The 12,340-nt window shown below is 40.0% G+C and carries 7 protein-coding genes; 4 read left to right on the forward strand and 3 right to left on the reverse strand.

Annotated elements, in window-relative coordinates:
- The first annotated feature begins 90 nt into the window (after positions 1 to 90).
- Positions 91 to 1,023 (forward strand): LysR family transcriptional regulator, encoded by a 933-nt coding sequence (locus ACMZOO_RS14880; RefSeq protein WP_440904116.1) that lies wholly within the window; start codon positions 91 to 93, stop codon positions 1,021 to 1,023.
- Here ACMZOO_RS14880 and ACMZOO_RS14885 read toward each other — a convergent pair.
- Positions 1,016 to 2,899, reverse strand: coding sequence for a methyl-accepting chemotaxis protein (locus tag ACMZOO_RS14885; RefSeq protein ID WP_440904117.1), 1,884 nt, complete (start codon positions 2,897 to 2,899; stop codon positions 1,016 to 1,018). The genes ACMZOO_RS14880 and ACMZOO_RS14885 overlap by 8 nt on opposite strands.
- A 61-nt stretch (positions 2,900 to 2,960) precedes the next feature.
- Between ACMZOO_RS14885 and moeA the strand changes: the two genes are divergently transcribed.
- Both moeA and ACMZOO_RS14895 read left to right on the forward strand, forming a co-directional pair.
- Positions 2,961 to 4,199, forward strand: a complete 1,239-nt coding sequence (gene moeA / locus ACMZOO_RS14890; protein ID WP_440904118.1) for a molybdopterin molybdotransferase MoeA — start codon at positions 2,961 to 2,963, stop codon at positions 4,197 to 4,199.
- Between the two features lie 217 nt (positions 4,200 to 4,416).
- A complete protein-coding gene (locus ACMZOO_RS14895; RefSeq protein WP_440904119.1) occupies positions 4,417 to 7,713 on the forward strand; it encodes an Ig-like domain-containing protein in 3,297 nt (1,098 codons plus the stop codon).
- A 54-nt stretch (positions 7,714 to 7,767) separates the two neighbouring features.
- On the opposite strand, the gene ACMZOO_RS14900 is transcribed toward ACMZOO_RS14895, so the two are convergent.
- Positions 7,768 to 8,964 carry an IS4 family transposase gene (locus ACMZOO_RS14900; RefSeq protein WP_440903923.1) on the reverse strand — a complete coding sequence of 399 codons (1,197 nt, stop codon included), beginning with the start codon at positions 8,962 to 8,964 and terminating at the stop codon, positions 7,768 to 7,770.
- Positions 8,965 to 9,168: 204 nt separating this feature from the next.
- Here ACMZOO_RS14900 and ACMZOO_RS14905 point away from each other — a divergent pair, with 204 nt between their 5' ends.
- Positions 9,169 to 10,290: a hypothetical protein gene (locus ACMZOO_RS14905; RefSeq protein ID WP_440904120.1), complete on the forward strand. Its 1,122-nt coding sequence runs from the start codon at positions 9,169 to 9,171 to the stop codon at positions 10,288 to 10,290.
- 5 nt (positions 10,291 to 10,295) lie between these two features.
- Here ACMZOO_RS14905 and ACMZOO_RS14910 read toward each other — a convergent pair whose 3' ends face one another.
- The gene (locus tag ACMZOO_RS14910) at positions 10,296 to 12,260 is read right to left on the reverse strand and encodes an OPT family oligopeptide transporter (RefSeq protein ID WP_440904121.1); all 1,965 of its coding nucleotides are present in this window, start codon (positions 12,258 to 12,260) and stop codon (positions 10,296 to 10,298) included.
- Between the last annotated feature and the right edge of the window lie 80 nt (positions 12,261 to 12,340).

The following is a 12,340-nucleotide window of genomic DNA, read 5'->3' on the forward strand; positions in this document are numbered from 1 at the left end:
ATAAGTATTTTTTGTTTCCCCCCTTGTTCATTCAGCAAAAACTTACTAACATTCACCATGTTAATTGGCTTGCGAAAATCTATAATCTAAATGAATATTTCTAAAATTGATCTTAATCTATTGATCTACCTTGATGTTTTGCTGAGAGAGCAAAATGTAACTCGAGCAGCGCAACAACTTGGTATTACTCAACCAGCAATGAGTAATGGCTTAAAACGCTTACGCGAATTACTAAATGACCCAGTGTTGGTACGCACCTCCGACGGTATGTCGCCAACTGAAAAAGCGCGTCGATTACAGCCGACCGTTCGTCGAATATTATTAGATTTAGAAGAAGCTTTGCAGCCAACAGATCCATTTGACGCTGCTCGCAGCGAACGTGTATTTAGAATTATGGCAAGTGACTATGCGGCTTCTACTTTATTGCCGAAATTGTTGTCTCGCTTACAGGAGTTAGCACCAAACGTAACTTTGGATGTAATGACACCAAGTGACGTAACTTTCCATGATGTTGAAGAAGGTAAAATTGATATGGCAATCAATAGATTTGATGATTTGCCGTTATCTTTCCATCAAAAGGTGATCTGGTCTGATAGTTTTGTGTGTTTAACCCACAAAGAAAACCCAGCAATTGAAAACTGGGATTTAGATGCTTACTGCGATGCTCAGCACATTTGGGTGAGTAAAACCGGCTTTGGTGTTGGTTTGGGTATGGACCCGACCGATATTCAGAAACTTGGCTGGGTAGATGAAAAGCTCGAAGAGTTAGGTAAAAAACGTAATATCAGAGTGTTCACGCGTAATTACCATGTTGCAATTCAACTGGCTTTAGCGAAAAAAATGTTGGTGACTGTACCAAGACGCGCGACAGCAAATTATGTGCACGAGCCAAATATCGCGATTATGGAGCCGCCATTAGAGCTACCAGAAATCAAATTAGATATGATTTGGTCGCCATTGTTACATCACGACGCAAGCCACATTTGGTTGCGCCGTTTAATCAATGAAGTTGCAACTAATTAATTTTAAACTTAGCAACAGATGTCACCAGCTCGTCTAAGCTGGTATTCAGCTTAGACGAAATATCCTGATTGGTGGCAGCCATACCATGTATCTCTACTGCTAAATCTCTAATATTAGTCACATTACGGCTAACTTCTTCGGTCACAACATTTTGTTCTTCTACTGCTGAAGCAATTGTTGTATTCATATCTGAAATTTGATTAATCTCTGACGAAATATCTTGCAGCATACGACTGGCAGATTTTACCTCAGTAACCGATTGTTCACTGTCAGTTAAACAAGCTTGAAGTGTTGTGACTATGCTGCCACAGCGGCTTTGTAGGCCAGCAATGTTTTGTTCAATTTGTTTAGTTGATTCTTGAGTACGCATAGCTAAATTACGTACTTCATCAGCGACAACTGCAAAACCTCGCCCTTGTTCACCCGCTCTAGCAGATTCAATTGCAGCGTTTAGTGCTAGTAAGTTTGTTTGCTCCGCTATGTTTTGAATAACTTCGATAATGTTGCCAATGGTTTTACTGTCTTCATCTAATTGCAGAATTTCAGAGTTTGCATTACCAACGCGTGATGCCAAATTTTGGATAGACTTAACTGTATGTTCTACTTGGCCTTTACCTTCTTTGGCTAGCTGAGCTGTGCTTGCGGCATTGCTAGCAGCTAATTCGGTGTTTCTGGAAATTTCCGCCACCGTTGATTGCAACTCATTAGTTGCGGTCGCGGCAAGATCTGCTTCGTCTTGCTGAGTTTTTGTCGCGTCTTGTGTTCTGGTGGTCATGTCGTTTAAATCGATAGAGGCAGATTCGAGCAATTCCGTTGCATGGTGAATATAATTAATTGCCTGAGAAAACTCTGATTGCAGCTCATTAAAGCTGTGCGCTAAGTAACTTATCTCGTTCTGTCCTTTGACATTTATTCTGATGGTAAGGTCATTTGTCCTGCGTATTGTATCTATTGATTTATATAGATGGTTGATTGGATTAACTATATGTCTTGATAAAAAGATACCTAAAGCGAAGATTATGATGACAACAATGCTGGCCATTGAGATGGTAAAAACAAATATGCTGTTTTGTTTATCGGTTATTTCTTGTTGTGTTTCTCGCTTGAGCTTGGACAAAGCATTGATCGTATCCTCAGATAGCCTGACCATATTGCCAACTAAACCTGAGTTTAGGTCTAAGCCCAAGGTGTCTTGAGCTTGCACAAACTTTTCAAAGTTTAGTGCATAGTCTTGCATTAAGCGCGCGATTTTTTGTTGTGTCTGTATTGAGATAGTGGAAGCGGCCAGCTTTTGCGAAAATACATTGATGCTGTCGTTAAATTTATCCAAGTATTTTTTATCTAGCCTTAACATAAAATCTTTTTCAGCTCGGCGTAATTGCAACATTTGACTTAGTAGTTCGTATTCACTCAGTGCTTTGACTTCACTTTCCACGTTATGAACCGCTTGACGTAATGCGCCGTAGTGACCCGATTTAGGATCTAAGCCTATATTTGTTTGATGTGAGACAACTTGGACGAACAATTTACTGTACTGTTGAATGTTATTACTAAATACTTGGATTACTGAAGTTGATAAGTTTTGCGCAATAAAAATTTCGCTCAGTTCATTCGTTTTGTTGGTAATCTGTTGATATTCTTGTTTAAACTGATCTGCGTATTCAAGGTCTTTTTCAGATTGAAATCTACTGGCTGTATTACGCAGCGATTGCACATCACTTTCTAATTCGGATAAATGAACTAAGGTGTGATTAAGTTTTCCAAGCTTTTCGAATTCATTGAACAGAAAAGTGACCAATATGACGATACCAATTAATGTAACACCTAAGTTGAGTAAACTGCGGTGCTGAATAGAAAGGTTATCAAGTGGGTTCATAGTAAAACCATCTCCATGTTGGTAATTGCATACAAACAATATTTTAAGGGTAAGTGTAGCAGTGAATTGCGACAACGATATATTTATTACGGTTGATCAAGCATTAACCAGAATGGCTAATGCAGTACGCCCCATTAAGCAAACTGAAACTGTTTGTTTGCAGGATGCTTTAGGCAGAGTTTTGGCTGAAACTATTTGTTCGCCAATCAATGTACCTGCTTATGATAACTCAGCTATGGATGGTTACGCACTAAACTTATCTGCTAAGTCTGCAAATAGTCGATATAAAGTAGTTAGCCAAATTTTAGCTGGTAAACCCAATGATACCGAGATAAAAGCTGGTGAATGTGCACGTATTATGACGGGTGGTAAAATTCCAGTTGGCTGCGATGCTGTGATAATGCAAGAAAATGTTCGTCTAGTTGACGATAACTGCATTGAGCTAACTAAAGGTGTAAAACTTGGAGATAATATTCGCAGAAGTGGTGATGATATTAGTCAAGGTGAGACTATTTTTGCCATCGGACGCAAATTATCTGCGATTGATATAGGTTGTTTGGCCTCGTTAGGTCTCAAGCACATCCAAGTCATTAAGCAGTTAACTATTGGTATTTTTACAACAGGCGATGAGCTAGCTCAGCCTGGCGAGCCATTAAAAACAGGGCAAATATACGATAGCAATAGGCCAATGTTAAAAGCACTGTTAAAGCAAGCAGGTTTTGATGTGCTTGACGCTGGTGTAATTGCAGACGAGCTAGAGGCGATTAAAACCGGTATAAAAAAACTTGCTGCTGTGTGCGATGCTATCATTACTTGTGGTGGGGTGTCGGTTGGGGTTGCTGATTATACTGGCAAAGCATTTGCCGAGCTTGGCGAAATTGATTTTTGGAAAGTCGCAATGAAACCAGGCAAGCCTTTTGCCTTTGGTTCAATTAAACATCAACAAAACACAGTATTCTTATTCGGACTGCCAGGTAACCCAGTATCATCGGCTGTCACATTTGAAATTTTAACTTTACCTATACTTCGACTTATGAGTAGTCAACAAGCTCAGCCAACTAATACGCTCTATTTACCGACAAATAAAGCGATTAAAAAGCGCCCAGGTCGTCGAGACTATCAAAGAGCAAGTATCCAAAGGAATGAACAAGGGACACCCATTGCGGTAACTCCGTTTGCAAAACAAAGTTCTGGGGTTTTGTCTGAGCTCGCGCATGCAGATTGTTTAATTGTTCTTGAAAAAGAACAAGATGGAGTTGAGCAGGGTGAAAGTGTGTTAGTGCTACCGGTAGCTAAATAAAAGTGGCATTTGTGAGAAATATGTTGCATATTTAACTTAAATTAACTTTGAAGCAACTCTTTTAGCTGCTACATTTAATTTATCAAATTGATGATGGGTTTGTAGCCGGACGTTCATTTATTTGCAATGACTTTTAGATAAGCTTGATGGAACGGTTATTTAAACTTTCTGCTAGTTCTCGGAATTTTAATTGCTAGATTGATACAGGATAAGAACAATGAAAATGCCTAACAAACTAAAATCTAACCTTGCTCTGTGCATGACTGTTGGTTTGTTGTCTGGATGTTTTGGTGGCTCTGATGGGAAACCAACACCGACACCTACACCGACCCCAACTCCTACCGCGAGTGCTGAAATTTCTGGTATTGCAGCTAAAGGTGTTATAAAAAATGGTGTAGTGACTTTATACCGAGTTGAAGCTAATGGTACGCTTGGTGCGCAGTTACAAACTGAGCCATCACCGGTTATAACCAATGCGAAAGGTAATTATACGGCGGAAATAGTCGAAGATTATCAAGGTGCAATTAAAATTGAGGTGACACCGTCGGCCGACACTAGAATGATATGTGACGTAGTTGAAGGTTGTGGTACCGGAGTCGAATTTGGTGATGAGTTAACCCTAGATTCAAGCTTTAAACTTGCTGCGGTTACTAAGGCTGTTAAAGAAGCTAACCAAGACAAAGCGATTGTTAATACCAATGTTACCCCGTTAACAGACATAGCTGCGGCAATTTTTGCTGAGACAGTTGCAAACGCAGGTGATACACAAGTTAACGCCGAAGATGTGGTAAAAGCGGCTAACAAACAAGTTGCTGCGATATTTAAGTTAGGCGATGGTGTTGATGTTTCTGAAATTCCGGTCATAGATATCACTGACCAAGATGAAATTGAAAATGCGGACGCAGAATCCTTCCAAGCCGCAGCAGTTGTGTCAGCAATCGCGGCAAAAGCGGTTAAATCTGAAAACTTATCAAGCTTCTTACAACAAGCGGCACAAGATATAGCTGATAATAAAGGTACAGTAAAAGCTTCGGTTGCAACTAATGCTGATGATGATAAGTTCAAAATCACCTTAGAAGATACGGTAGCCCAAGTTAAAAACTTAAACGACAATTTACAAACCAAAATTAAAGAGAAAATTGATCGTTCAACCGACTTAACTGATCAGCAAAAGCAAGAGGCTAAAGACAAAGCAGATCAAGCTTTCCAAAATAATGATCAAATTAGTGCCGCTGCGACTGGATATGTAGCAGACACTGAAGAAGTTATTGCTGATGCGGTGCAAAATCAAACAGATCGTGCTGGTGATGAACTAGATGCAGACGATATTGAGCCAGAGCCAACAGGTCCGGTAATCGTTGGTAAATTATTCGTTGATACCAAAAGATTAAATGAAGATGGTGACATCACTTTTGACCCACTAGAAAATGACACATTACGTGTTGAAAACGACACAAGTTCTGTTGCAACCCTAGACAGTATAGGTTCCGCGTCGTTTGGTACAGCAAGCATAGTGGATGGCAAGGTAAAATACGTACCAGATGCTGATTTTAATGGTCAAGATACAATTACTTATACTGTTAAAATTTTAGATGAGACTCGAACTGCTAATATTACTTTTACGGTTAATCCACAAAGCGACACTATGGACCACAGTGAAAGCTTGGATGAAGATAATCAAATTACCACATCCATTTCGAGCCATGACGCAAATAGCATTGTAAAAATTGAAGTTACCACCCAACCACAAAATGGTTCAGTGCAAGTAAATGGTACAAGTTTGGTATATACACCAAACGCAGACTTTAATGGTACAGACAGTCTAGTTTATGCAGTGACAACTAACGTAGTATTGGCTGACGGTAGTAGTGAAATTGAAGTTGGTACAATTAATTATGATGTAGCATCTATCGTCGATGCGTTAGATGACACCTTTTCTACGCTGCAATTTGTTTTCAAAGAGAAAATTGATTTACTTGCAAATGATAAGTTTGTTAAAGCAAACGTAGCTAGCATAGCTTTGTTAGATGGCAGCAACCCAGTACAGAGTTTAACCACAGCTATTGCTGATATCTTTATCGAGGCTGATGGCACATTAACTTACCAGCCACTTGATAATAAACTTGGCTCGGATGAGTTTAGCTATCAAGTGACCACGACCAATGGTGTAACTGAAACTGCTAAAGTAACAGTGACAGTGACAGAAAACAGCGCGACCAATCGTGCTATTGCTATGGTTGATGATATTCGTACTTGGGGCGCGTATATGTTCCCTGACAAATTCACTGGACCAAGAGATTTAGTTGAAGATACGGAAGAGTTGTTCGACGCAATTGATGCTGCTATGCCTGTTTTCTCTGACGAAGTAGCTGAATTGGACATGATTGGTGATGTAGCAAATCTGCTTGAGAACATCACGGACGATATTATTTATGATGTGACTGATCTTGAAGTATTTGAAACGGCAGACATTGCCAACTATGACAGCTCGATAACCGGCCGAATTGAAGTTAAAGAATTAGCTGACGGCGAAGCAAGTTATGACGTTGATCTTGAACAAGATGGTGTTACTTTAACCGGTACTTTGAAATTGATGTTACCGGATGAAGAGGAAGACACTTCTGTTGTTGATAAAACTTTATCACTAGAAATTGTTGGTATGTTAGACGCTGGTACAACAAGCATTGAAATATCAGAAGGTACTGCTGTTGTATTAATTGCAGGTGCGGATCACGCAACAGAAGAGCAAAATGAAGTATTAAACATTCAATTTGACTTAGTTGTAAACTTGATGCAAGACGTGATTGCCAACGAACTTGACGACAAGGTTGAGTTTAGTGGTGAGTTACGCGCAACTGTTGTAAAAGGCCAAGAGTTTACTGTTATCAATCATGATACTGACGATGGTGTAACAGAAACAGAAGTATTCGATTTGTATTTACCATCACAAATCTTTGCCAAAGGGGCGTTTGTGGTAAATGATGGTGATGATTTTGAAGCATCATTGGATATTATGGTTGCGAATGCTAAAGAGCATAAATTAGCTGGTCCGATTGAAATATTTGATTTGGACGAAGAAGATGTTGAAGGTCAATTAGAAGATGAAAACAATTGGTTAAATGTGACAGGTGTTTTATCTTTCTTTGCAAATCCTTCTGTGCAGCAGCAAGGTGAAATTGAATTGACTGTTCGTCGCGTGGGTTATGAGCAGGTTGAGGTTGACGTAGAGTTATCTGATAGCAACAGTGAAATTCATATTGCACTGGATTCAGATGATGAAGGTGAACTCATTATCCGCAATAGTTTCGACGTGCAAAACGGCAATGGTCTTGTGCTTGAATATAATGAAGATGGTATAGGTGAAGTTGACGATACAGACCCAGATGCTGCTAAGATTGTCGCTATTATTCGTGATACTAGAGACAACAACAAAATCTTAGCGACCTTTGAACAAGCTGGAGATCTTGTTACTGTGTTCTACACTGAAACGAATAGATTTGAAACGCTATACTAAAGCAGACTAGTTTAAGTAAAAAAGGGGGGCTAAGCCTGAGCGATCCCCAGAAATTTAAAGCAGCTCATAACCAACACCGTCACTACAAATTTGAAGTTGCCGGATAGCAAGCAGGCAACTTCTAATTTTAAAAACAAATCGCTGATCGGCTGCTACTCTTCGGCCAATAAAAGCCAGAGATAAGACAGTGTCACTTTTTATAGAATTAGCTTGGTATTGCCGGTGCTTATTTTCGAGTTTTGCCATCATTCCAAAAATCATCAATACCCAGTGCGCCAGCGTGGTTAGAAAGATTAGAATGGATAACCTTTTTAGGTGAGTCGTTTTATTGTATTCAAAACCCAATCCAAAACGTCGACTTTTCATATCCCTAAATCCCTCTTCAATTTGCATCCGCATTCTGTATATTTTTACCACCCGCTTGGCTAATTGATTACCTTGAGGTAACGAAGTTGCTAGTACCCAAGGCTCTCTCGCTGAGCGGCGATTATTCATTGCGGTTGTGGTTCTTAGCAGTTGACCTCGACGATTGTACGAGTGTCGGCCTTTATTATCTTGTTTATAAACGACAAGCTGGCAGTGTAGTGGGTCATACCTAGGCATTTGCACTGAAAATGATTTAGGACAAGATGTTGCTTTTGCATGCAATGTGCTGACACATTGCCAGTTATCAACACCTGTTGCATACAAATTAGGAATACGAGCTCGCCCAACGAAATCCCATCCCATTGTGAGCACACTACGAAACCATGGCGCTTTAAACCCAGCATCAGTAACGATTATTGGTTTGCAATCTAGGGGCAGTAGTTCAGCCAATTTAAATAAAAACTTGGTGTGGGTGTTACGCTTTTCTTTAGTTTTCGCGTCATGAACTTCTTCATAAACACATAACCCTCTGCCATGCGAAGCAAGTGTGGCACGTATTAAAAAATGTCGGCGATATTCGTCTAAATCAGACCAATCAACTAAGATAATTGGTCTCTTGCAATTACCGACGGTAAAATTGGCTAAAGCTTGATACACAGAAAACGTCTCAGTGTGTAAGGTTTTGTTTGATAGTAATCGGTCTGCACGCTTTATCTTGTGTTTTTCTTTAGAGTTAGATGCTAAACCTCGACCAAGTGAAGTTACCGTTGCCGCAGAGCCTGAAATTAAACTTTGCACCGCTACAACTAAGGCATTTCTTCTATGTCCGTGCATATTTGGCGTGACAAGAGTCAATGTTTTATTCAAAATAGATTTTGCTTTCATGGTGCTCAATGATTTGTGATTTTTCGCAATTGATCAGATCACCAAGCACTATGAAAGTTCCCCAAATAACTCTCATTCCTTTGTTTTATATAAATAATTTCTGGGGATAGCTCAGGGGCTAAGCTCCCCTTTTTTAGTTTGTAACCTTAATATAATGATGGAAATTGGATGAAACCTAACTGTAAAACTATAACAAGAATATGTTTGTTGCTATCAGTCCCAAATTTAGCAGTTGCCCAAGAAGAAGACACATACCAAATTAGCCACTCGTTAGAATCTTTCAGTTACAGCGAAATTATGCCTGTAATTCAAACTTTTGGTGGCGTGATACCAATTGGTAAAATTGGTAAACAAGCAAGCTTTTCTGAAGCTCCCGAAGAAGGTCGTCACGGTTTAACGCACAATAAAGCCTATTTGAATTTCTCGCGTAACAACTGGACTGTGTTTTTAGCAACCCGTTACGATTATTCAATAGATTTTACCCCTGATGCGGCGCAGTTGTTTTTTTTAGACCGCTCAGAGCGACCGGTTGATAAAGATGAATATGCTATTTATTTTAAAGCGCAGCATATTAGAGCCAATGGATTTGGTTTTGCTTACGATAATAACTTAGGTAATTTTTCCTACAAAATAGCCGCAAGTTATTGGGATGTGGGTTACATGGAAGACGGTGAAGTAGATGGGACTTTTTTAGTTAATGACGATGGTGATACCTTCGAAGTTACAGGTGAAATAGATTACGCCTATTTTGATGATGCCGTGTTAGACAGGAAAAACTGCCCAAGAACAGATCCGCCAAAAGCAGGTTGTCATGGCGCTTGGATTACCGACGGTAAAGGTTATAGCTTAGATGTATTTTTAGCGTATCAATTTTCCAACAATTGGCAGCTTGCTGTTTCAATTTATGATTTGTACAACAAGTTTGAATTTGAACATTTAGGTAAAACTAGCGGCCAGTTAGACACTCGCACTGAAGTGTTTAACGATGATGGTACTTTTGACATCAATCCTAGTTTCATCGGTTCATATCCAGATGGTGCGCATAAACTAGATATGTCTAGCCAAATAAACGCTAGATTAGATGGTGAATGGGGTTTACCACTATGGTCTGAGGTTTACGTATCTGATGGTAAAACTTTCCCAAGTTTTGGTATTGGTTATGATATACAAAACTGGCGAATTGAAGCTGGTTACCAACTCAAGACGAATGCGTACATATTTTCGGTTAAACACCCGGTTGTGCATTTTACCCTAGGCAGTGAAACGACTGATTTAGTCAACGCACAAGCTATAATTCTCAATTTTGGGCTGAATTATCAATTCTAGGGGGCTTAAAAAGGCTTACTACGCGCTCGTTTATATAGGTACAACACAACTAACACAAAAGCAAAAGCACCTGTGTATTCTGCGGCTGCAATTGTACTTGGTAGTGGCATAAATAAAGTCGCTGAAATGGCTAGAAAAACGCCCATTAAGGCCTCTCCAGTGACTAAGCCTGATGCGATTAAAATGCCGGAGGATTTGTGCTCGCTGCTTGTATTACGCTGTTTGTAGCTTAATATTGCGCTTAATAAACCGCCTAAAAATAGTGTTGCAACCAGTGAAAATGGTAAATACATACCAATGGCAACGGCTAATATATGAATTTTGACATTAGATTTTCGCCATAGCAGCACAGCTTGGAACGCGAGTATCAATAAACCAATAACAACACCTATGGCTAAATACTGCAGATTGAGTGTTTGCTGAAAAATACCTTGAGTCAGTTCAGCCATTAAACCTGCTTGTGGCGCAGCCAAATAACTAATATTGTCGTTAACAGGGCGACCAATGCCATAGGCTGAGTCTAATAAATTTAATATAAGTGGTAGGGTTAGCGCGGCGAGAATTACCCCTAGCACTTGGTAACATTGTTGTTTCCACGGTGCGGCTTTGACCTCATGACCACACTTTAAATCTTGCAAAGTATCGCCTGCAATAGCAGCAGAGCAACATACAACAGCAGCAATGAAAAGAACAGCGATTGGCGCTATGCTCATCCATGCATCAACAACCAAGCTGAGTTGGTAAAAAATCACTGAGCATAACAACACAGTGCAAATTGTTACCGCTGAAACTGGGTTATTCGAACTACCAACCACACCAGCCATAAAGCCCGCAACACTTGAAAAAACAAAAGAAAAAATAAGTAGCAAGATAAAACTTAAAAGGCCAACGACTAGAGTATTTGCGCCTGTAGGAAACTGCGCAGCAATCATAAAGCTCGGAACTGCTAAACAAATAGGTACTAACAATAACAACCAGGCTAAAGGTAAATCTTGTTGTTCCGAGAGAGTGTCTGTTGGATTATTTCTAAAAGATAAAATGCTGTGTCTAATACTAAAAAACAACGGCTTGATAAGTTTTAAGAAAGTATAAATGGCACCAACCAAAATAGTACCCACTCCTATAGAGCGATTTTGTTGCCAAATTTGACCTGCAAGTTGTTGCAGTTGTTCTGCTGACCACATAGATAATTGGTTAGTCGAATCCAACCAAACAGGCTCGTTTAGCAGTAATTGTAGTGGAATGCCGACTAGAGTGGTAATTAGGCCACCAACAAAAACCTGTGCTGCTATGCCAAAACCCAGAATATAACCAATCGCCAGTAGAGCTGGGCTGAGTTGTGCACTTGCGTGTACTAAGATATTTTGGTTAAACCAAGTTGAAGTTAAGGTGATTTTTTGCGCCATCATGCCAAATCCATCGGCTGTCAGTTTAAACAAAGCGCCTATGCCGGTTGCTTGCAATAAATGGCGTGTCCCCACGCTGGCAAAACCTGTTTTTACTTTATTGGTAAAACCCGCTTGTAAAATTTTGGCGGTTGCAACTCCTTCCGGATAGGGCAAAGCTTGCTCAACAATAAAAGATTTACGCAACGGAATGGTAAAAATAGTCCCAAGTAAACCTCCGCTGAGTGCCAGCAATAAACATTGCCAATAGTGGTATTGGCTCCAGGCTTGAGTAATCACCAGCGCAGGGGTAATAAATATCATGCCAGCGGCTAGTGCTTCACCTGCTGATGCACTGGTTTGCACCATATTACTTTGTTGAATGTTACTGTTACGAAACCAACTTAAAATCGCCATACTCAATGCGGCCGCTGGAATAGATGCCGACACAGTCATACCCACCATTAAGCCAACATAAGTATTAGCGGCGGTCAAACTAAGGGTGATCAGGATAGCAATAAAAATTGTTCGAGCTGAGAACTCAACATGATTAATTAAATGAGCAAGTTGTTGGCGTAGATGCATAACAAGCGCACTTCAGCGGATCTTAAGGTATTGAGAAGATTAACAAACAATTAGCAGGGAAGGGAAGACAAGCCCCCAAT

This window comes from Catenovulum sp. SX2 (assembly GCF_052056295.1).
Classification (GTDB): Bacteria; Pseudomonadota; Gammaproteobacteria; order Enterobacterales; family Alteromonadaceae; genus Catenovulum.